At 62.7% G+C, this 21,300-nt stretch carries 22 protein-coding genes; 8 read left to right on the top strand and 14 right to left on the bottom strand.

Features of this window, described 5'->3' with window-relative positions:
- The first annotated feature begins 214 nt into the window (after nucleotides 1-214).
- The 4 genes from C3Y15_RS19125 (at nucleotide 215) to C3Y15_RS19140 (ending at nucleotide 2,207) form a co-directional block, all read left to right on the top strand.
- Nucleotides 215-580 carry a DUF3022 domain-containing protein gene (locus tag C3Y15_RS19125; RefSeq protein ID WP_011879884.1) on the top strand — a complete coding sequence of 122 codons (366 nt, stop codon included), beginning with the start codon at nucleotides 215-217 and terminating at the stop codon, nucleotides 578-580.
- A gap of 235 nt (nucleotides 581-815) precedes the next feature.
- Entirely contained in the window at nucleotides 816-1,364 is a 549-nt protein-coding gene (locus C3Y15_RS19130) for a type 1 glutamine amidotransferase domain-containing protein (RefSeq protein WP_124259993.1), read from the top strand.
- A gap of 3 nt (nucleotides 1,365-1,367) precedes the next feature.
- Nucleotides 1,368-1,706, top strand: coding sequence for a DUF1488 domain-containing protein (locus tag C3Y15_RS19135; RefSeq protein ID WP_011879886.1), 339 nt, complete (start codon nucleotides 1,368-1,370; stop codon nucleotides 1,704-1,706).
- 276 nt (nucleotides 1,707-1,982) lie between these two features.
- On the top strand, nucleotides 1,983-2,207 hold the full coding sequence (locus C3Y15_RS19140) for a hypothetical protein (RefSeq protein WP_011879887.1): 225 nt from the start codon (nucleotides 1,983-1,985) through the stop codon (nucleotides 2,205-2,207).
- A gap of 30 nt (nucleotides 2,208-2,237) precedes the next feature.
- Here C3Y15_RS19140 and C3Y15_RS19145 read toward each other — a convergent pair whose 3' ends face one another.
- Complete coding sequence (locus C3Y15_RS19145) at nucleotides 2,238-3,488, bottom strand: phosphatidylserine decarboxylase family protein (protein ID WP_124259992.1); 1,251 nt, start codon at nucleotides 3,486-3,488, stop codon at nucleotides 2,238-2,240.
- Nucleotides 3,489-3,617: 129 nt separating this feature from the next.
- Between C3Y15_RS19145 and C3Y15_RS19150 the strand changes: the two genes are divergently transcribed.
- Together C3Y15_RS19150 and C3Y15_RS19155 are read left to right on the top strand one after the other, a co-directional pair.
- Nucleotides 3,618-3,869, top strand: coding sequence for a hypothetical protein (locus C3Y15_RS19150; RefSeq protein ID WP_045579573.1), 252 nt, complete (start codon nucleotides 3,618-3,620; stop codon nucleotides 3,867-3,869).
- A 266-nt stretch (nucleotides 3,870-4,135) separates the two neighbouring features.
- Nucleotides 4,136-6,877, top strand: a complete 2,742-nt coding sequence (locus tag C3Y15_RS19155) for a bifunctional diguanylate cyclase/phosphodiesterase (RefSeq protein ID WP_046427232.1) — start codon at nucleotides 4,136-4,138, stop codon at nucleotides 6,875-6,877.
- Nucleotides 6,878-6,919: 42 nt separating this feature from the next.
- On the opposite strand, the gene C3Y15_RS19160 is transcribed toward C3Y15_RS19155, so the two are convergent.
- Complete coding sequence (locus C3Y15_RS19160) at nucleotides 6,920-7,123, bottom strand: hypothetical protein (protein WP_124259991.1); 204 nt, start codon at nucleotides 7,121-7,123, stop codon at nucleotides 6,920-6,922.
- 162 nt (nucleotides 7,124-7,285) lie between these two features.
- Nucleotides 7,286-7,393: an MFS transporter gene (locus C3Y15_RS32550; protein ID WP_140993168.1), complete on the bottom strand. Its 108-nt coding sequence runs from the start codon at nucleotides 7,391-7,393 to the stop codon at nucleotides 7,286-7,288.
- A 605-nt stretch (nucleotides 7,394-7,998) separates the two neighbouring features.
- On the opposite strand from C3Y15_RS32550, the gene C3Y15_RS19165 reads away from it, so the two are divergent.
- Entirely contained in the window at nucleotides 7,999-8,340 is a 342-nt protein-coding gene (locus C3Y15_RS19165; protein ID WP_124259990.1) for a hypothetical protein, read from the top strand.
- Nucleotides 8,341-9,228: 888 nt separating this feature from the next.
- On the opposite strand, the gene C3Y15_RS19175 is transcribed toward C3Y15_RS19165, so the two are convergent.
- Nucleotides 9,229-9,522, bottom strand: coding sequence for an H-NS histone family protein (locus tag C3Y15_RS19175; RefSeq protein WP_059460735.1), 294 nt, complete (start codon nucleotides 9,520-9,522; stop codon nucleotides 9,229-9,231).
- A gap of 702 nt (nucleotides 9,523-10,224) precedes the next feature.
- On the opposite strand from C3Y15_RS19175, the gene C3Y15_RS19180 reads away from it, so the two are divergent.
- Nucleotides 10,225-10,791, top strand: a complete 567-nt coding sequence (locus C3Y15_RS19180) for a hypothetical protein (protein WP_106919370.1) — start codon at nucleotides 10,225-10,227, stop codon at nucleotides 10,789-10,791.
- 66 nt (nucleotides 10,792-10,857) lie between these two features.
- Here C3Y15_RS19180 and C3Y15_RS19185 read toward each other — a convergent pair whose 3' ends face one another.
- The 10 genes from C3Y15_RS19185 to C3Y15_RS19230 all read right to left on the bottom strand — a co-directional run bounded on the left by C3Y15_RS19185 (nucleotide 10,858) and on the right by C3Y15_RS19230 (nucleotide 21,202).
- Nucleotides 10,858-11,508, bottom strand: coding sequence for an acyl-homoserine-lactone synthase (locus tag C3Y15_RS19185; RefSeq protein WP_185499742.1), 651 nt, complete (start codon nucleotides 11,506-11,508; stop codon nucleotides 10,858-10,860).
- A 237-nt stretch (nucleotides 11,509-11,745) separates the two neighbouring features.
- On the bottom strand, nucleotides 11,746-12,492 hold the full coding sequence (locus C3Y15_RS19190) for a LuxR family transcriptional regulator (protein WP_243860248.1): 747 nt from the start codon (nucleotides 12,490-12,492) through the stop codon (nucleotides 11,746-11,748).
- A gap of 303 nt (nucleotides 12,493-12,795) precedes the next feature.
- A complete protein-coding gene (locus tag C3Y15_RS19195; protein ID WP_011879895.1) occupies nucleotides 12,796-13,722 on the bottom strand; it encodes a 3-oxoacyl-ACP synthase in 927 nt (308 codons plus the stop codon).
- A complete protein-coding gene (locus C3Y15_RS19200; RefSeq protein ID WP_230681502.1) occupies nucleotides 13,719-14,747 on the bottom strand; it encodes a 3-oxoacyl-ACP synthase in 1,029 nt (342 codons plus the stop codon). The genes C3Y15_RS19195 and C3Y15_RS19200 overlap by 4 nt, the downstream gene beginning before the upstream one ends.
- Nucleotides 14,748-14,755: 8 nt before the next feature.
- A complete protein-coding gene (locus C3Y15_RS19205) occupies nucleotides 14,756-15,349 on the bottom strand; it encodes a GNAT family protein (protein ID WP_124259988.1) in 594 nt (197 codons plus the stop codon).
- A complete protein-coding gene (locus C3Y15_RS19210) occupies nucleotides 15,346-16,455 on the bottom strand; it encodes an acyl-CoA dehydrogenase family protein (protein WP_124259987.1) in 1,110 nt (369 codons plus the stop codon). The genes C3Y15_RS19205 and C3Y15_RS19210 overlap by 4 nt, the downstream gene beginning before the upstream one ends.
- Before the next feature lie 28 nt (nucleotides 16,456-16,483).
- The gene (locus C3Y15_RS19215; RefSeq protein WP_059460734.1) at nucleotides 16,484-17,692 is read right to left on the bottom strand and encodes a pyridoxal-dependent decarboxylase, exosortase A system-associated; all 1,209 of its coding nucleotides are present in this window, start codon (nucleotides 17,690-17,692) and stop codon (nucleotides 16,484-16,486) included.
- Nucleotides 17,689-19,308, bottom strand: coding sequence for an acyl-CoA ligase (AMP-forming), exosortase A system-associated (locus C3Y15_RS19220; protein WP_124259986.1), 1,620 nt, complete (start codon nucleotides 19,306-19,308; stop codon nucleotides 17,689-17,691). Before C3Y15_RS19220 ends, C3Y15_RS19215 begins: the two co-directional genes overlap by 4 nt.
- 50 nt (nucleotides 19,309-19,358) lie before the next feature.
- Nucleotides 19,359-20,306, bottom strand: coding sequence for a 3-oxoacyl-[acyl-carrier-protein] synthase III C-terminal domain-containing protein (locus C3Y15_RS19225; RefSeq protein ID WP_011879901.1), 948 nt, complete (start codon nucleotides 20,304-20,306; stop codon nucleotides 19,359-19,361).
- Nucleotides 20,303-21,202: a 3-oxoacyl-[acyl-carrier-protein] synthase III C-terminal domain-containing protein gene (locus C3Y15_RS19230; RefSeq protein ID WP_224020415.1), complete on the bottom strand. Its 900-nt coding sequence runs from the start codon at nucleotides 21,200-21,202 to the stop codon at nucleotides 20,303-20,305. Before C3Y15_RS19230 ends, C3Y15_RS19225 begins: the two co-directional genes overlap by 4 nt.
- Between the last annotated feature and the right edge of the window lie 98 nt (nucleotides 21,203-21,300).

Genomic DNA, 21,300 nt, shown 5'->3' on the forward strand with positions numbered 1-21,300 from the left:
GGTCAGGCCGGCACCGGAGCCGGTGCAGGCGCCGGCCGCTCGTCGGGCGCGACCGGCTCGGGCGGCGGCGGTGCGGGCGGCACGGGCAGCGCGGGCTCCAGCGGGTATTGACGCGCTCATTTGACGACCACGGTGTCGCGTCGGCGCAGCCGGCGCGGCGCGATGGCGGGGCCGGCCGCGCAGCCGGCGCGCCGCCGCCACGCAGGAGGACATCATGCACTCGAATCATTGGAGCTCGTTCGACCCCAACGACCTCGACGCGGACGACATCGATACCGACGATCTCGACACGACGGTGCATCTCGACGTTGAAACCGGCAGGATCATGTTCCATGCGGCCTGGGCGTCGGCGCCCAACGCGTCGCCGATTGCCGCGCGGCACTCGGTCATGCTCGCGCTCGACTGCGACACGATGGAGCGCTACGCGAACCTCGACGAAGCTGCGCGCTTGCGCGTTCACGCGATGCTGCACGACAGCGTGCAGGCGACGCTCGAGACGTTGCCCGACACCGGCGACGAGATGACGCTGACGGTCGAGCTCACCGACGCGATGCTCGACGTGGCGCGCCATTTGCAGTAACCCGGTAACGCGATACTCGCGACACGTGCGACACGCGCGACACCTGGCCGGCCTCGCATGTCGATGCGTCGCCGGCCGGCCGCAGCGCGCGTTACACCGCGTTGCAATGTTTGCAGAGCACGCGCAGCGGCACCGCGATCAGCGTCGCTTGGGCGAGCGACCGGCATGACGATTGCTGCGCAAGCTGCACGGCACGATGGGTGCCGCAACGCGGTAACACGACAGGGAGCGATCCATGAGCAACAAGCTGGACCAATGCAAGGTGGCGATCCTTGCCGTCGATGGCTTCGAGGAAGCCGAACTGGTCGAACCGCTGCGCGCGCTGAAGGCCGAAGGCGCGCAGGTCGACGTGATCTCGCAGCAAGCCGGCGAGATCCAGGGCTTCCGGCACGTCGACAAGGGCGATCGCGTGAAGGTCGATCGCACGTTCGACGACGTGCGCGAAGGCGATTACGACGCGGTGGTGCTGCCGGGCGGCGTCGTGAACGGCGACGCGATCCGCATGCTGTCGGCCGCGCGCGAATTCGTGACCGCGGCCGTCGGCGGCGGCAAGCCGATCGCGGCGATCTGCCACGGCGGCTGGCTGCTGGTGTCGTCCGGGCTCGTCAACGGCCGCACGATGACGAGCTGGCCGAGCCTGCAGGACGACATCCGCAACGCGGGCGGCAAGTGGGTCGATCAGGAAGTCGTGCGTGACGGCAATCTGATCACGAGCCGCAAGCCCGACGACCTGCCCGCGTTCAACGGCGCGCTGGTGCAGTGCCTCGCCGCGCGGGGAGCCTGAGCGATGGCTTCCTCCGAGCGCCGCGTGACGCTGACCGATGCGCCGCCTGAATTCGACGGCGCGGCGCTGCATTTGCGCTTCGTGATCGACGTCGACGGCAAGCCGCAGACGGCAGCGATCACCGTGGAAGCGCTGGAAGATCATTTCGGCGCACGCTCCGCGCTGGAAGCCGACTTGCGCGACGCGTTCGAGCGTGGCCGTGCGCGGATCCAGGCGGCCTGCGCCGAGCTGCTGGCGAGCGGCGAAGGCGTCGTCGAGCTGCACAGCGGCTATTTCCGCGTGCGCGAGACGGTCGTGGGCGAGGCCGCGCGCGCGGGCCTCGAGCGCGCGCGTCGGTCGTGAGCCACGCGCTGCACCGCGCGGCGACGGCCGGCGTGGCGGTGAAACCGTCGGCCGTTGTCACGCGGCATTACATGGCGTTGAAAACTTTGCACCGGGGCGCGCGCCGCCCGTAGCGACAGACCACGCCGCACGCGCGCTGTGCGCCGATCTCGCGCTTCATCGCGGTTGGCACGATCCCTGCATGTCCCTGTAGCTGCGGCGCGCGCCTGCGCGCCCGCGCCGACGCCACGAGGCGCGCGCCGCACCGTATGAAGCCGTCCACGGGGGAAATCAAACATGCTGACCGCACACGAATTCGCTGCACTGTTCCTGGTGCATCGCGCACCGGAACAGATCCAGCTCGACCGCGACGACGTCGTCGCGTTGATGGAACGGGAACTGATCGAGTTGCAGCCCGACGGGTCGGGCGCACACCGTCCTGCCTTGACCGCCGGCGGCTTGACGATGGTCCGGAGCGTGCAGCGGCACGACGACCGGCGGGTCGACGGCTTCGAGCTGTAACCCGCGCGCCGCGCGCCGCCGGCCCGCGCCTCAACGCGCGATCGCCACGGAATCGTTGACCTTCACGACCGGCGGTTCGCCGTCGAACGGCGGCGCGTGCACGAAGCGGTCGATCACGCCCGGCTCGAACACCAGGCAGCAGGTCGAGCCGCCGAACTGGAAATATCCGATCTCCTCGCCCTTGTCGACGCGCTGCCCCGGCACCACCTCGATCACGCACGACGACACGTCGCCCATCCCGATGAACACCGCCGCGACGGTGCCAATGCCCGGATCATCGCTGTCGATCGCGACGATCGCGCGCGCGGCCACGGCCGTCATATAGCCCTGCGAGTCGTTGAGCCCGGCCGGATCGGGGCCTTCCGCTTCGGCGACGGAGTAATACGCGCCTTCCACGCGGTACGCGTGCGTGACGGTGCCGCGCACCGGCGCATGCCAGCGGTGATAGTTGTACGCGGCCAGATAGGCCTGATAGATCTCGCCGCCGACGAAGCGCTCGGCCAGCGGCTGCCACGCCGGCGTGAAGATGTCGCGCAACGAATACGGTTGCCCCTTGATCCAGAACGTGTCGCGAATCTTCACGTTCGACGCGGTGTGGTACGGCGTGGATTCGCAGGGGCTCACGATCACGTGTGAATTGCCGGGCGCTGCGACCGGCCGCATCCCGGCGCGAAAACGCCGCGTAAAGAAGTCGTTCCACGAATCGAAGCCCCAGTGCGGCTGATCTTCGCGGTACTCGAACTGCGACAGACCGAGGCGCTTGTGCGCGGCCTCGCAGAACCAGCCGTTCGGCGCGGACGTGTCGAGATGCGCGCGCGAATGTGGGCCGCCGAGGAAGTCGCACCACACGTTCAGCACCTGCTTTAACTGCGCGTTGACCGCCGCGTCGCGAAACACCGCATGGCCCGACGGCATGCACATCGGCCAGTCGAGGAACGCGTTCACCGGACACACGATCAGGCTCGTTTCGCTGAATGGCGGCGCGTACGTCATCAGATGGTCGAGCACCGTCATCAGCTCGCCGATCGACGCGTAGCCGAGCCGGCGGCCCGCGGCGCGCGCCTCGTCGATCGCGCGCGTGAGGCCCATGCGCAGCACCGCGTTATCGTCGAACAATTGCGCGAGCGCCTGCACGGCCGGCGTACGCAGCCGTTCGCCGGCCTGCGCGCGCGCGTCGCTCGCGAGCTTTTCGCGGTACGCCGCCATCTGCGCTTCCTCTCCGGCCATCCAGGCGCCGAGCCGGCGTCGCGTCGAGGGTGGCGTGCTGCGGTTTGTCGGCATGGTTACCTCCGTAACGAGTTGCGATGGGTTGCGATAAGGCGCTCATAGCAAGCCGCTTGCCCGGCCATCGGCACCGGAATTGCTGCTCCAGATGGCAGCGTTTCCTTCACCGACCCAAGGAGGGCACCCATGACTTCAACTTCCGACATGCAACGGACCGAGGATCGAACCGCGAGCGGCGAACACTTTCCCGGCGGGCAACGTACGGTCGCACCGACCCGCACGCGAGCGCGGCTGCGTGCGGCGACGTCGCGCGACGCGGCGCCGCGCAACGAGCGCCCGGACGGCCAAGGGCCAGTCGCCACGAGCGGCGGTCACGAGACTGGCGAGCCGCTGTGGGAGGACGATCGCCCCGCGATGCCGCCGGAGGAATGGTCGTAACGGGCGCGGACCGTGGCGCAGCGGGCGGCGGGCCGCGGCCATGGGCGCAGCCCGGCCAGCGGGCATTTTCGAGTGACGCAGCGCTGATTCGGCAATAACCCGCCTGTCCCGGCCGAAAATTTCACTGAAGTTTTTGCGCCGCGCACCGATATATCAGGGCGGAGACAAAATTCCTGCCATGACGGGACTGGCCCCATATTCGAACAGCCGGGACTGAGAGCCGGTTGCGTGTAGTGCTGCGCTTCTTGCCGTCTTATTGCCCTTCGATGAAGTTCGTCCTGTTATCTCGTGCTCCCGCTGCGGTCCGGCGTTGGTGGCAACGTCACGTCGTCGACGGCGCCCGTCTTCCCGTCACGCTCGGGCTCGCCTTCGTGGGGCTCGCGATGTTCGCGTCGGGGCTCGGCTACATCACGATCAGCCACAACCGGCTGAACGCGCAGCGCGTGCATGCGCTGCACGCGCGCAACGACATCGACGCGCTGCAGGCGCTCTATCTGCGCGCCAACGCCGACTTCCTGCAGGGCTTCGGCAGCACGCGCGCGGCGTCGTTCGCGTGGCCGGTCGAACGCGTCGGTGCGGCCGTGGCCGGCTTCCGGCGCCTCGAGCAGAGCTATGCCGGCGAGCGCGGCGGCATCGAGACCATCCACGCGCTGCGTCAGGAAACCGCGCGATGGGCGTGGCTGCTCGCCGAAATCACGGTCAACGCGCAGGTCGCAGGCGGTCGCGCGTCGGTCGACAGCGCCGGCTTGCTGGAGGCCAACCGCCTGCTCGCGCAGATCATCGGCCAGCTCACGGCGCTGCGCGAAGGGCAAACCCGGATCCTGCGCGCGATGTCCGACCGCGCGAGCCGCAACGAGGCGATCGAGGGCAGCGTGCTGGCGCTGTCGTCGCTGCTCACCTGTGCGCTGCTCAGCTACGCGTTCGTCGCGCGCTACCGCGCGCGGCTCGAACGGCAGCGCGGGCGTCTGGTCGCCGCCGAGAACGAGCGGCGCTTTCGCCAGTATTTCGAGCACCACCCGCTGCCGATGCTGATTTTCGACGTCGAGACGCTGGCCATCATGGCCGCGAACGTCGCCGCGGCGGCCCAGTATGGCTATCCGGTGGGCGAGCTGTGCCGGCGCGACATGGCGTCGCTGTACGCGCAGGCCGACATGCCGGCGTTCCTGCGCGATCTGCAGCATCTGCGCACGTCCGGTACGGGCAGCGGCTCGGCCGGCATTTGCCGGCACCGACGCAGCGATGGCCGCGCGATGTACGTCGATCTGTCGTATCACTTCCTGACGTACACGAAGCGCGATGCCTGCTTCATCACCGCGATCGACGTGACCGAGCGCAAGAACGCCGAGCTGGCGCTGCGGCTGCGCAGCCGCGCGCTCGATGCGATCGGCAACGGCGTGCTGATCACGCGCGTCGAAGCCGGCGGCGAGATCGTCGAATATGCGAATCCCGCGTTCGAGACCATCACCGGCTACACCAGCGCGCAGGTCGTCGGCCGCGACCACGCGGGCCTCGCGCGTGCCGGGCAGCAGGGGCTGCTGTTCGAGCAGATGGCCCAGGCGCTGGCCGCCGGCAGCGCCGGCGCGCGGCTGCTGCGCAGCCGCCGGGCCGACGGCTCGGCGTTCTGGGGGCAGCTGTACGTCGCGCCGGTGCGCGACGATCTGACGTATCACATCTGCGTGATCAGCGACCTGACCGAGCTGATCGATTCGCGCGATCAGCTGGTGAGGCAGGCGCGACGCGATGCGCTGACCGGTTTGCCGAACCGTGCGACGCTGCGCGAGCTGATTGAGCAGGCGGTGGCGGAGCAGCGCGCGTTCGCGCTGCTGTTCATGGACGTGGACCGGCTCAAGGACATCAACGACAGCCTCGGCCACGGCGCGGGCGACCGACTGCTGCGCGAGGTCGCGCAACGGCTGTCCGGTTGCGTCGGCGAGGACGGCACGGTGACGCGCTACGGCGGCGACGAGTTCGTCGCGATGCTCGGCCGCCCGGACGACGGCGACCGGCTGGCCGCCCTGCTGCGGCGCATCGCCCGTGCGTTGGAGCGTCCGGTGCAGATCGGCGACGCCCAGTCGCGCGTGCAACTGAGCATCGGCGTCGCGTGCTACCCGGCAGACGGGCTCGACGCGGAGACGCTTCTGAAGCACGCCGATCTGGCGATGTATCAGGCGAAGGCGCGCGGCCGCAATACTGTCGAGCTGTTCAAGCCGTCGTTCGCGGAAGCGGCGGAGCGGCGTATTGCGCTGTCGCACCGCTTGCGCGCCGCGCTGGAGCACGATGGCTTCGAGCTTGCGTATCAGCCCCAGATCGACGTGCGCACGAGCCGCGTGAGCGGCGTCGAGGCGCTGTTGCGCTGGCACGACGCGGAGATGGGCACCGTGAGCCCGGCCATCTTCATCCCGCTTGCCGAAGACATCGGGCTGATCGGCCAGCTGGGCGAGTGGGTGCTGCGCAGCGCATGCGGACAGGCGAAGCGCTGGGCGGACACGTTGCCGGCGTTGCGCGTGTCGGTGAACGTGTCGCCGCGGCAGCTGGCGAGCGGCGACTTCTGCAGCGTGGTGCGGCGCGTGCTGGATGCGTCCGGGCTGCCGGCTCATCAGCTCGAGCTCGAAATCACCGAGAGCGCGCTGGTCGCGCCCGGGGCGCTGCCCGCGCTGCGCGCGCTGAACGAAACCGGCGTGCTGATCGCGATCGACGATTTCGGTACCGGCTATTCGAGCCTGTCGTACCTGCGCACCTTCCACGCCGACCGCTTGAAGATCGACATGTCGTTCGTGCGCGGCATCGGCACCCACTGCGCCGACGAGGCGATCATCCGCGCCATCCTCGCGCTCGCCCGCAGCCTGCATTTCGAAGTGGTGGCCGAAGGCGTCGAACGTCCGGACCAGCTGTCGTTCCTGGTCGCCGAGGGCTGCCCGATCGTGCAGGGCTATCACTTTTGTCGCGCGGTGCCGGCGGCCGAGATTCCGGCGTACGTGCGGAGCTTCTCGATGGCGTCGACTGCGTGACAGTGAGGCCGCGCGGTGCGTGCAAATCGCGCGGCCGTCGCGTTATCGGCCGGCGATGTCGATGCGACGAACCTCGCCGAGCACGAACAGATAGGACGCGACGCCAAGCGCGGCGACCGCCGCCACGTAGACGAGCGCGAGATTGAACCCGCCCGTCGACTTGACGATGAAGCCGACCACGATCGTCGCGAGCGTGCCGCCCACGCTCGCGACGAAGTACAGCATGCCACCCAGCACATCCACCATGCCGTTTGGCGCGATGTCGGAAAGCGGCGCGCTCGTGGCGATAGACGCCATTGCTTGAGCGAAGAACGCGATCGACCAGCCCGCGACCGCGATCCCTTACACGATGCGCGGGCCGATCCGGTCGAGTAGCGCGCCGGCGAGCGACAGCTACGCGGTATAGGCTCAGCCGAACAACGAAAATACGATGCCCATCTCCGCGGTGCTCAGCCCCAGTTCCTTGTGAATCGCAGTACCGGCGAGCGCGAGGTTCGCACGGTCGAGGTAATTCACGCATGTCACAAGCGTGGCGAGACTGAGCGTTAGCCATCGCGATCTTGTCCCTTGACCGGTTTACCGACGTGCGATTGTCTGGGTGTTCACGGGTTGTCTCCGAGTGGTTTCGATTATTGAGCCGCATTCCGTCGCGGCCCGAGGGTGCCGTGCGTGCAGCGGCACCGTGCTTAAGGCGGTATCGGCGGGTCAGTAATGGTGGATATGCATGCCGCCGTCGATTTCAATCGCCGTACTCGACGACGACACGAAGATCACGCTGCGGGTGCCTTCCGCCGATCAAGGCTTCCTGCACATTCCGGTGACTTCCGTAAGTGCACAATAGATCGATGATTTTAAAGAATTTTGTGGTTGACGGCGCGCTTACGGGGCGCGCTTACGACTTCTGCCACGGCTCCCCACAATCTCCCCATGAAACATGGGGGGCGAGCTGGGCCTTGTGGGTAGGAAAGGAGGGCAATACGACGGAGCGACAATTGCATCGACTCTGCGCGCTCATGGGTATTTCGCTTCAAGCTTGACGGTCGCGTGCGCGAAATGGGTTTTGGACGCTGTCGCGAGTCTCACGTGGGAAAGCACGGAAACTGGCCATCGGATATCGCACGATGGTCGGTAACCAGATCAATCCGGTCCTCGCCCGGTGCGAAGCGCAGCGTCGGCGACAGCTTGATATCTCGGTCGAGCCGAATGTGACCGTCCGTGAGGCGGCTGGGGCATCCATCCGCGCACGTGAACCGGAATGGCGAAACCGCAAGCATGTCCGGCAACGGGGCAATACGGGCAATACACTGGGGACCTGCGCCTATCCCGTTATCGGCGATGTGTGCGTGCGCGACATGGACACCGCGATGATCGTGCGTATTCTCCAGCCGATCTGGACCAAGAGGCAGAGACAGCACGCCGGGTGCGCGGTCGCATCAAGGCGATCCTCGGCGGGGAAGCCGTGATGGGGAAGCGCACCGGCGGCAACCCTGCTCGGTACGTCGACCATCTCCAACTGTTGTTGCCGCGCTCGAAGAAACGCTCGCAGACGAAACAGCATCCTGCGCTGCCTTCGAAGACCTGCCGACGTTCGTCCGTGAATTGGAACTCCGTTCCGGGCGCTCGATCGCACGGAGAGCGATCGGCGCGCTTCGCGTGCCGCTTTGTGAGCGAGCCGTCTAAGTCATGCATGCTGCGCGACCCACGGTCAAATATGGGTTTCTTTTCCCCGGTTGCGCGGAAGGGCGCCCACTGTCGAACATGGCAATGATGGCCCTATTGACACGCATTCGTATTCACGGGTCGCCGAATGCGCCGACTATCCGGACGCTTGGGCAGAGGAAGTCTTGGCGTGCATCATTACTTCTCAGACGATAGCGGCTTATCGGCGTCGCGATCAACTCAAACGACGGCGACTCATGATGGAAGACTCGGCCCTATTGTTCACGCGGGCACACGCTGAGGCGTCAATGGAGCCGATCATGCCGCAAACGGTTGTTGCCTAAATGGACACTGCTTCTGTTCTGGAAACGGTGCGGTGGCCCGGGCGGGTTCGCACTTGGCCGGTACCGCGAGTGCGGGGCAGTGCCGTCGGTATGTCGTTTGATCGTGATGCACTACGGTCCGGATTTATCGACACCTTGCTGTATCGCTGCTATGTGTGAAATAAAGTCGCCACGGAGACGAACAGCATGGAGTCCAAAGGACCGCGGGAATTATTCAACCGCAGTCCGCTAAGAGGGATCTGAATCAGTTGGGCCGACACTGCTTGATACAGATTCAACTAGGCCTGAAGCATGGAGCCGCGGGTTCGCAGGGTGTCCGTCGGGCGATCGATCGCGACGCTGCTGCGATCATTCGGCGATCAAGAAACGATCGCGTCTCTTGCCCTTGATCCATGACGGTTCACGGCCACGCCCGCTCCACGTCTTGCCCGTTTTGGGATCCTGATACTTCGGCGTTGCGGGTTGGCTGCCATTCGCGATACGTACGCGCTTACGGCCGAAGATCTGGTCTGGCGTGAGTCCGTACTCCTGAACCCGCGCGCGAACCTCGTCAAGCACGGTCGCTAGTTCGGCCTGCCGAGCTTTTTCTGCTTGCACGAGCAGTGCTTCAGCCTTGGCTTTCAATTCTTGATAGGTGGCCATTCTTCACTCCACGTGGTTAAACGAAACAGTAGTATTGAAACGGTTGCTTCGAGGAGTTCAATTCGGCGCGTTGCGTCGAGTCTGCGACATGCTATTGTCGGCTGCACAGTCGAAACGATTGGACGATTTTCTCATCGTTTGGACCGAGAGTCGATCATTTTTCGCTTCCGAGTCCGCGGACCTGGTGGAGCAATCGAAGCCGTCCATTGAGTGATTTCCGTTGGGTACGCAAATTGCCAAAGATCATCAACGGCTCGTTGGGCGGCCGCCGGCCCGGCGTCGATGCGGGGTCAACCGTTGTAATTCGCCAGAGCGGGTGGGGGGCTGTCTTCATCGGATTGCGTTGAAGGCGCAATGAGGATACCTATTTTGCATTAACCGGTCGTGCACAAAGCGTGGAGCGTCAGACAGGCCGCGTTATTTTCTGGGTTCATATGTGCGGGATATGCGCCATTGATGGACCTACTCTGCCTCAATGTTGTAATTCGACGTTTCGTCTGCCCAGATAGCTCAAATTTGGCAGACGCGATGCTTGCTGGTTGTCGTCCCCCCAATGTTTACAGTTGACACTGCAGCGCGAAGGAACGAAAAAGACGCATCGATTTGCGCCGGCGCGATGGGTCCGGTCAGTTCGGTGCATCAGCGGTCCCATTTCTCGCGGTGTGTGGAGTACATATCGCCACGTTGGAGGCGAGGCCTGCTATGGAGCAACGCGATAATGTTTGGCGATCAAGCGATACAGACGCAGGCTTGGTACCAGCCTGCGACTGCGAGGCGTTGCAGATCCGCTTGCGGCACGCCGAAACACAGATTCGTCGTCTCACAAGATGCGTGCAACTGAAAGACGAGAAGCTCCGAGAGCTTGGCAAGGTCCTGGCGAACTCGGCGACCGCGCACTATTGCGTCGAAGAGCGATTGCAGCGTGAACTCGACGCGCTACGTATTGATATGCCGGCCGAGGTGTTAAGCGAGCGCCACGGTCCGATTCATGGCGCGTCAAGGGGAGGTGGTGTGATCGTTCGGTTACCGTACCTAACCACGATCCTGTCAGTGTTATTTGATGCGATGCATGTGTTCTGGGGCGACTGCGATGACGGCCGCCTGCCAAAATCCTCGACTGTCGCCCATGCAATTGACGAACGTCTCGGACTGCGCGCACAGGCAAGCGGCGAAGGTTCGCGCACCGGTCAGGCCTACGCTTCCGCCATCCGGCCGGATTGGGTAAAGGACGCGGATAACCGGCATCACCGCCCGCGATCCACATCCTGATGGTGGTCTTGGACGTCTTGCGCACCAAGTCGGGCGAAGCGCGACGGCTCCCGACCGGTACGGGATCTATTGCATCTCTGCCGTGTTATGGGGGGCGCGTGGCGCGCTCCTCAGCGAGCCAGGAACGTTCGAAGTGAGGGACCGATACCACGTGATTGATGATCGGAGACTGTCGAGGTCAGTTCCAAGGTTGGCGAACGCGACGGCCGTGAGAGCAATGGAGCAGGCCACGAACGGAGAGGTAGCGGTCTGCGGATGAGATCCCTCATACTGAAGATCGAGGCCAAAGCGGCGATACAGTCGTGCGATTGCCTGGGTGGCCACACCAATGATGCGGGTCGCCCCGAGCAACGCCGCGACGGCCATAACGTAGGGAAACAGTTGCATGCCCGAACCGGCGAACCGCGATAGCTCCCATACGGTCGGTGACGAGGGAAAATCGAGTTCCGACGAACGAGGCAGTAGTTCTCGGAGCAGATATGGGGCGGTAGTTGGCATCAGTCGTGCGCAACCACATACCGGTCCGTTGGAAGTGCGTTCAACAACCTGAATGGTGTTTTCGCCATCGAAGTGATCCCATTCCATGGTTTCATTTTCCTTAACATCGGGTAGGGACCAGCCGAGGCGGCGCACGAACACGTCGTACCGGAACGCACCGAGTTCATCACGAAGTTCGAGCGGCAAGTCGCACAACCTACTCGCGATAATGAGTGGCATTTGCGTTCTCCATCGTTTATTGATGGGCGCCACCGTATCAAGTCGAAACAACAAAATGAACTAGTCAGGTAGGGAGGGGCGGGAATGAATATTTGCGGTGCATTGTCGGTGGGAGGTTAAGGATCTCTGGGTGGTCCGAAATTATTCAGTATGTGGGATTCAAGAGGTGTCGAGACATGATTAACTCATGCCGGTGGCTGGCTTGCACAAGGATGGCTTCGACTGAAAATAAGAGCGCTAATCAAGTAGGCCATAATTGGAGGCAATCACAGCCGCCGCTATCCTGCTATTTACGTTCAGAACCCTCATTGCTTCAGTAATGTGATATTCGACCGTATGGCGAGATATCTTGAGAATCATGCAGATATCCGACGATGTCTTCCCTTGCGCAACCCATGAAAGACATTGGCGTTGACGCGGGGAAAGCTGAATGAATTCATTCGGATGAGGAGGGGCGAGTCGATCCAGCTCCAAACGAAATAGATTGCTGATTACGCTCGCGAGCTGCCGCTTCGTCTCTGTATTGATACGGGATGACGGACCCGACAGGTTGATGAGCAAAATACTGCCTCCAATCTCACGAATTGGAATGCTAAGCCCATTTTTGAGTCCGGCGTCGCATGCTTCTGCAAGCACATGTCGCTCATTTTGGCTCAAATCGGTAATATCTGCCCAGCGATAAGGTCCGGATGACGTAAAAGCCGCTCGATGTACCGGATCGACGGCGCCATAGTTGTGCTGTAGGTAGTGCTGAACCCAGTTATTAGGATAATGCGTACAAATTGCCTCCATTGAGATGCTGGGTCTTGAGCGGTAGCACGTCAGGGCGATCCGCGTGACGGCGTAACATGGAAATCCCAATGGAAGTACCGCATCTCCAAGTGAGTCTGAAAGCGAAGAAATATCCTTTGCATCGGTAAAGAGCGACAGGATTTTCACCATTCGAGTCGCTAATGTGGCATTCCATGGTGATGGCTTGAGCACTTGTCTGCTCGTTCGATCCCGAAATCGCGTTCTCATGACTTTTGCCTCGCTTGGTGCCTAGTGGTATTCAGGAGAAATGCTGGGGCACGGCGCCAGCGATGTGGCAGCGACTCGGACGAACATTGCGGGCGTGGCTAGCGTGGAGTCTAATAGTTTGAACCGGAACGTCACCTGTTATATTGTAATAATATAATACTTGATTGTGTTTTTAAGTGTAACTGCTGGAATGGGAGCGAGATTGCCGCGTATTTAGTGATCGTGTCCCTGCACCAGCGGTGAAATTGCCTCGATTCAACCATCCTATTAGCGAACGAAGAGCGCCGCCGCAGAAAATCCTCCCACTCCGCGGGCGCATAGCAGGAAAGGCTTACCGGGAACCAGGTCACCGCAGTCGGCGAGATTGATGAATGGATCGCAGACCGTCACATGCGCGATGCGGACAAAGTTATCAGCAAACAGGTGTCGTGCGGGAAGGCCGAGCGATGCGACCGTTCGGCGCCAGGTGGGTAGATCAAGATGGCACGGCAAGATTCGCTGAATCTCGGCGAGGGGCACATTCGCCTCGGCGCTCGCTTGCATCGCGAGTCGACGCGCCGCAAAGAAGTACTGCGCCGCGAAACGCGATTCATCTTGTTCCAGTGTGCCGCGCCAGCCTTCTCCGCTCGCGTGAAACGCCAGCGAAACCAAGCGATTGATCGAGGCGTCGCGTTCGACCAGCACGGCACACGCGCCGTCGCTGAGCAATCCGGCCCCGGCTATTGACCGTTCGCTTGCAAGGGGCATGACGTCTGCCCCGACCAGCAGGCCGCGATTGATCGCTGGACGGGCCGCAAACATCGCGCGAATGATCCGCAGCGCCCCCAGTGATGAGGCGCAATGCTGTTGCGCAAACGAGAATGCCTCTGCCCGCTCGAAGCCAAAGTGTTCGCATAGCAGACGTGGCAAGGATAGTGGCGGAGGGGCGACGCTGCCCTGAAGTGTATGAACATAGACGAGAAAGTCGATCGTGTCCGGCCCAAGCCGGGTCGCACAAACGAGGGACTGGATGGCGTTTGCGGCGAGCGAAAGTGCAGTCTGTCCCCGAGCGTTATAGAACAGTCGCACCCCGGCTTTTTCGAGGCGTTTGACGGTCTCGACGGACTGCTTGGTTCGTTGGGCCCAGCCGCGGACGTCCTCGGCCGGCTCGGGCAGATAGTAAGCGGTATGGACGATCCCGATAGAAGCGCTCATGGAGGATTGCGATATAAGAGCGGCCTGCCATACGATTCGAACAGTGTGCAACCGACGAAACCGCCCAGGCCGATGCCCCACGTCAGGATTCGTTCGCGCACTGGCAGGTCGTGAGATTCCAGGGCATCGGCGAGCTGCACGATAGGTTCGGCTGCGCCTAGATGGGCGCGGCAGCGCTCGGGAAATTCAACGACACGGCGACTGAGATGTCGGCAAACAGCTTCTTCAAGTTGCGGATCGATTCCCGCTCCCACGACGGTACCGAGGTCGTTCGGTTGAAGCGCGTGTCGGAGCAGCATCGCGTCGATCGTCAATCGCAGCGCCGGAACCCAATCTGTCGGGATATCTTGGCTTGACAGCGGGGTGTGTGTTCGGAACCTGTCGAGGCGGCTGGCGCATGCGTCGATCACAAGCAGTCCGTAAGATGCGGGTCCGGCGCGCTCCACCAAGATGGCACCGGCTGCGTCGCCCTGCACGATTCCCTGATCCGTCCATCGTGAGAATGGTGGGCACCACTTTTCTGCAGCGACGATCAAGATAGTGTGGATTTCGGGCTCTGCAATCAGCAGATTATCCGCCAACTGGAGTGCTGTGAACGTGGAAGCCCCCTGCTGTTGCGAGACCGAGAATGGAAAGCATGGAGTGCCGACTACCGTACGCAGGCGTCCAGCGGTCGTTGTGGACATGTGCTCGTTGAGGCTACTGTGGCAGAACATTGCAATATCGATCGGCGCTGCATTGGCTGGCCGCGCGGCACATATTGTCTGCGCCACTTTGGCGGCGAGCCCGGATAGATCGGTATCGCCCTCAACAGGGACACAACGAAATTCGTCTGGCGCTGCGCCGATTGCAGCGCTTCCGGCCGAAGCCGCCTTCTTCGTGGAGTAGCGGACGTAGTCCGCTTGCCACGACGCGACCCACGCGTGCCAACCGGAGCGCATCGGAGCACCGAGCGTCGGCTCGATTCCGGGCTCACGATGTACAGCGACTGTACGCGGCACATAGCTGGCCAGTGCCGTGATCACGGCTGTATTCATGGTGCGCGTAGTAGTGGGAGGTTCTCGGGCAGCAGGTCGTAAAGGAGTCGCCCGACGCGCCTGCCATCGACGAGATGACAGGCGCGTTGCTGTCCGATCAGACGAAAACCCAGGCGCGCGAGCAGACGTTGCGACGGAACATTGCAGTCGACAGCCCATGCGGCGATGCACTGCAGCCGATCACGAACGAACGCTTCATGAAGGAGGGCTGTCGCTGCGTTGCAAGCCATATTGATGCAGGTTGGTCGCAACCGGTCGCGAAGGATCCAGAATGAGCCCGTCGCGAAGCGATGTGCGACATCACTGACGGCGACCACACCGCTCGGCACTGTATAGCCAGCCGAACCGAATACGCGTATTCGATGCTGTCTGCTATGGACCATCGCTTGTACCGCCAATGCGGGCAGGGTTTGGCGGCCAAGCCCGAAGTCGAACCACCGGCTAATAGTCGGCTGTGCGAGCCAGGCGACGATGTCGTCGATGTCATTCAGCCCTGGTTCGCGTAGCCAGACAGTGGAGGACGTTGCAGGCGATGCTGCGTTGTCCATCGAGGGCTGAGGGGTGCCATCCGTAGAGGCGCAGCCATTCATCTGTCGACCTCCTCTTTTGCCACCCGTGGCGGCGCGAGCCAGCCGAGCGCTGTGTCGATGTGCTGCAGTAGGAAGGCAAACCAGTGGCCCGTCTGGAAGCGGGCTGCGGGCGGGAGACCTTCAACATAACCATGGCCGCCGCAAAGCTGCACGAATTCGCGACTGACGTTGACCGACTCGGCCGCGACGTGTCGCAGCAGCTGACGGACCAGCGAGACCGGTGCCGACGGGCAAGCCGTACCTACTGCCTGCAGAAAGAGATGGGTACCAATGGTGGCGATCATCATGTCGGACAATCGCGTCGCGACGAGTTGATGGCTTGCCAACGGCTTTCGGAACGCTTGCCGAGTCGTCGCGTAATCGAACGCGAACCGGATACTATGTTGCATGGCACCCATCAAGAGCGCAGCGAGATAGAGGCCGATTTCCGTCATGTACGTCTGCGCGGGAGGAACGCTATCGCTGTCGGCCCGTGCAATCACGGCGAGCGGCGTTTCGGCCGCGACCTCATCTGAATGCAATTGCTCCAACACGAGCGCGCCGAGCGTGGCGATGCCTGTCGATCTTGAAGATCGCCGATCGCGTGGGCGCTCGGTGAGGACGAGGCGCTGCTGGTCATCTATGCGCATGGCAAGGCTCACCTCGCTGCCCAGTGGACCAAGTTGCCATATTGCCCCGCTGTCGATACCGGGCACGGACAGCGCGATCGCTGTTGTGCCGTCGAAGTACGCTTGAACAGGCCGAGCCAGAGCCGAACCGAGCGCGTTGTGCGTCCGGAGCACCATGAGCGCGGGCGCTGTCAGCGTTAGCTCCACCGCACGCTCAAGCGGCCCGGCGGCGAGCGCTTCGATAACCACTGCCAGACCGCGACGATCGATTCCCAATCCGCCGTGTTCTTCGGGTAAAACCATTGTTCCAAGATCAAGTGTTGCGGCTGCGAATCTGACGGTTTCTCGCCATGCTGCTGCACTGGGTGAACCCGCAAGCAAGGGCTCCAGTCGGTCGCGCGCGAAGCGTTGGCTCGCGATATAGAGGTTGCGTTGATCGTCGGTCAGTATCCACGGCGCTAGCGCCAGTCCCGGCGGGAAGGAATCAGGGGAGAACATCACCATCCTCCACAAAGAAAGAGCTTGATCAGACGAGCATCTCGATCGCATCAGGGTGGCCAAGAAAGTCCCTGGGGCTGGCCGAGCGTCCATACGCACCCGATTGGAAGACAACCACAAAGTCTCCGATCTGAGCTTCGGGAAGCAGCACGTCGTCGGCGATCCGGTCGAGCGGCGTGCACAGACATCCGACGATGTGGCAACGCTCCGTGGGGGCTTGAGTCTGGCGATTCCCGATCGTGACTGGAAAATTGCGGCGCAGAATCTGCCCGAAGTTCCCCGATGCCGCCAGATGGTGGTGCAGGCCGCCATCCGTGATCAGGAACGTTCTGTCTCGGGATATCTTGCGATCGATAATGCGGCACACATAGATGCCGGCTTCCCCGACCAAATATCGTCCAAATTCCAGGACCGTGCGTGTGCCCGGTAAACGACCGCGCAATACGCCGAGCCAATCGTGCATGGCGTCGGCGACCGCAGCGAGGTCCAGCGGTGTTTCCCCCGCGAAATAGGGGATACCGAAACCGCCTCCGAAGTTCACGTATTGCGGCGCGACTGGCAGGCCGCCGGCCAATCGCACGACGAGATCCGCGCTTTTCCGTTGCGCGTGGATGACGGTCGGGGCGTGCAGACACTGGGATCCCCAAAAAATGTGGAAACCGGCCAACGTCACGTCTCTAGCATCGAGCTCGCGCAGTAGCTCAGGCACCTGCTCCGCATCGAGCCCAAAAGGGCTGGCTCCGCCACCCATGCGCATGCCGCTGTGATCGACGTGAAAGTCCGGGTTGACTCGAATGGCGACCTTCGGCTGCACACCGAGCTCCCAGCCGAGTGCTGTGACGAGGCGCAGCTGGGTGACCGATTCGAGGTGAATGTTGACACCGCTTGCGACGGCGCGACGCAAGTCGTCGCGGCTCTTGCCTGGGCCGGCAAAGCCAATCAGTTCTGCGGGCATGCCCGCATTCAGCGCAACTGCCATCTCGTTGGCCGATGCGACGTCGAACCCGTCCATCTGAGGCGCGAGGTGATGGACGACCGCAGGCAATGGGTTGGCCTTGACCGAGTAATGCAGGTCGATACCGGTTGGCAGCGTCTCGCGCAACATGCATACACGCGCATCGAGCGTTGCCCGATCGTAGACGAAGAAGGGTGTGCGCCCGGCGCGATCGGCCAGGCGATTGATCGCGACGCCCCCGACGGTGAGGATGCCTTCACGCTCGCTAAACTGCGCGTTCATGATGGTCTCACTTCGTGGCCGGCGTCAGGAGCGGCGAAGGCAGCGCGCAATCCGGCTCGATCGAATTTCCCGTTGGGGTTGCGCGGAACGGTCTCACGGACCACGATGCGATGCGGCACCATGTAGCTCGGCAAATGCTCGACGCACCAGCCTTGAAGCACTTGAGCATCGAAGCCATTGGCGATCGGCACGACCACCAGGACGATCGCTTCGCCGAGTTCATCGTCAGCCACGCCGAAGGCAACCGCTTCTGTGACAAGGCCACTGCAATGAACGACTTCTTCGACCTCTTCAGGGCTGATGCGATAACCGGAGCTCTTGATCTGCGCGTCGTTGCGTGCGACGAAGTACAGGAATCCTTCTGGATCGCGCCGTACCAGATCGCCTGACCACACAGCGCGCTCTCGCGGCGCGCCGCCGGGCTTCGGCTCGGGCGAAGGTCGATAGCGCTGGGCCGTGCGCGTCGCGTCATTCCAATAACCGAGCGTGACGCAAGCTCCAACATGGACCAGTTCACCGGTTTCGTCAGCTCCACACGGCGAGCCATCATCGCGAACGACCAGAATTCGGGCGTTAGGTACGGCTTTCCCGATGGAGTCGGGGCGACGATCGACCTCTGAAGGGTCGAGAAACGTGGAGCGAAATGCCTCGGTCAGGCCATACATGAGATAGGGTTTGGCCTGCGGAAATAATGCCCGGAGTTGCTGCAAGACCGGCGCCGGCAGCTTGCCGCCGGTGTTGGCGAAGTAGCGCAGCGTCGAGCGTGCCGTTTCGGGCCAATTCGCACGGGCCAGTTGCATCCACAAGGGGGGGACGCCCGTGATCGCCGTAATGCGTTCGCTCGCGCAGGCATCAATGATGTCTCGCGGTACCAGATAGTTGATGAGCATGGCGGTGGCTCCCGCCGCCCAGGCCGATGTAAGCTGACTCAGGCCGGCATCGAAGCTGAGCGGCAGGGCAGCGAGGATTCGATCGGATGAGACGTAGTTCAGATAGTGAGCAACGCTCCAGGCACCTTCGAGCAGATTGCGGTGGCTCAGCATCACGCCTTTCGGCAATCCGGTCGAGCCTGATGTATAGAGGATGGCGGCCAGATCGGTGTCGACATTGGCCGACCCCGGCGATTGTGGTGGATTCTCACTATCGCGTTCCGAGCGATTTCCGTTTGCGGACTCGGGCCAGCTTTGGACGCGCGCTGTTGTTCGGAGTTGGCGGCTTGCGGAGCCGGCATCGTCCACGATGATGGTGTTGGAAACACTGGTAAGGCCGTGTTCGTCAAGGACCCGCGCGCGCAGCGCGCTGGTAATCAGGCAGTCGGCCCCGCAGTCGAGCAGGATGTGAGCGACCTGCTTGGGTTTGAGGAGCGGATTGATGGGAACGAACACGCATTGCGCGGCAGCGGCACCCAGTATCGACACGACGGTTTCGACACGTTTGTCCAAATAGATCGCAATGCGCGCGCCGGCCGTGAATCCAAGTGCGTCGAGTGCATTGCCCATGCCGCGCGCGCGGTGAATCAAGTTCTGATAGGTTACGCGGGCGGCGCCGCAGATGAGCGCTTCCGCGTCGGGCGTGCGGTTTGCTGCAGCTTGTACGAGGTCGAGGACGTTTCTCATGGCGGTATCCGGATCGAATGTCGAGCGTTGAAAGGAGGTCGTTCAGGCGATCAGTGACGGACCACCATGGCACCGAAGCAGCCAGCGAGGCCGCAGGAGAACAGCAGCGACCAGCCGCCCGGTTCCCGGGTCGAACATGTCTGGAAGTTAATGAAGGGATCCGCGCCAAAGACGTGACCGATTGGTGCGAAGTTCGCCGTGAAAAGTCGCTCGTGAGGAATGGCAAGCATTGTCATCAGTCTGAACCAGCCCGGCAGATTGGCGTGATGAGGCAGTACGTGTGTAATCTCGCGTGTCGTGATGCCTGCTTGTTGAATGGCGGCCCGCATGGTCGTGAATGCAGACCAGTAGTACCGATCGTCTGGAACCGGCTGCAGATCCTCGTCGGTGCCACGGTAAGATCGTCCGTCTGTATACATGTGCAGGCCCGCAATGGCGTTTCGATGACCGTCTCGTTCGAGCAATAGCGCACAGGCACCGTCGCTATGGAGCGCAAGATCCTGGATGGCTCGCAGTCGGTCGCAGTGGGAGCCGATCACATCGGCGCAGACCACAATTGCACGCCGGAATGCGGGCCGTCGCAAAGCGAGCGCCTGCAACACGCGGATCGCGGCTATGGGCGAGACGCAGTGCTGCTGCGTGACTGAAAATGCGAGCGCGCGGTTCAGATTCAGTTGGGACTGGATCTGTTGCGCAGTACTCGCGGGCGGTGCGATCACGCTGGTCTGAATTGTGTGCGTGTACACCAATGCATCGATCGTTTCAGGCGCTGTTCCGGTGTCGCGTAGCAGGGACAAGATAGCGTCAACGGCGAGCGCCACGGGTGATTCACCAGCCGCGTCGTGGAACTGCGTTACGCCGTTTTCGATCAGTGCGCGCGCGCGAGTCGACGGCTGACCACAGCGCTGCGCCCAGCGATGTGCGTCCACAGTTCGATCTGGCAGACTGAATGCGATGCCAGCGAGTGCAAGCGAGCTAGCCTGTTGCGACGCAATCATGATCGACCTCCACGAAATTCAAGGAGAGCGCAACCGGCCTGCCCTTGGAAGCCGGCGGACCAAGCAAGGGCATGTTGTCCCTCGTTAGGGTGGATCGACCGCAGTAGCGCGTCGAGCCGTGCCGGCGTGTCGGCGGCGCAAAATTGGCCGGGCGCGTCCATGCGTAGGTGGCAGGCACGTTCGTGCCGCAATCCACATCGCCTGTGGATTGCGCGAGCCACATGAGCGTCGATTGGCGCCGGAAGGATCCAGTCGACATTGGCAGGTTGCACACCTGCGCTTGCGCACGTCTCGCCGATGACCTCCGTGAGCGTCGATATGTAGACGGGTTCGCGTTCACTTGCGAGAGGTGGGATTCCGGGCGTCCGGACGGTGAGCCCCCTCACGCGCCATCCCGGGCCGGGGTGTCGCGCGATCAGTACGGCAGCTGCCCCGTCACCCATGTCGACCAATGCACCGATCCGACGTGAGAACGGCTGACGCCAGCGTTCAGCAGCGACAATCACGACGGTATTCAGTCGGATATCAGTTGCCATCATTGCCACGGCAATGTCCAATGCCATCAGGAACGATACGCCCTGAAGCTGACCGACCGCGAGCGGGGCTCGGCTTGATCCGAGTTCGCTGTGGAGACGGCAGGCACACGATAATGCTAGATCATGCTCGAAGCTCGTTGTGCATACGATGAACTGATCGAGCGGGTACGCAGCGTTCTGATGCGATGAATCGAGTAGCATTCGCGCCGTGGCAAGTGCCATGTCGGATAATGTCAGGTCAGACTCCACAGCGACCCGGTGATTCGTCGCTCGTGATGTGTGCGGCAATGGAATACCGGCCACGCCGAATGGGGCTCCGCTGTCGCGCCACCGCAGCGTGTCGGCATACACGGCTTGCATTACAGCCTCTCGTGCGGACCCACCCGAATCCATGAATGGTTCGAGATGTGCATCGGCCGGGACATCGCGCTGTGGGATATATCTTGCCGTGGCGACAA

The organism is Burkholderia sp. B10, assembly GCF_004368385.1.
In the GTDB taxonomy this organism is placed as follows: Bacteria; Pseudomonadota; Gammaproteobacteria; order Burkholderiales; family Burkholderiaceae; genus Burkholderia; species Burkholderia vietnamiensis.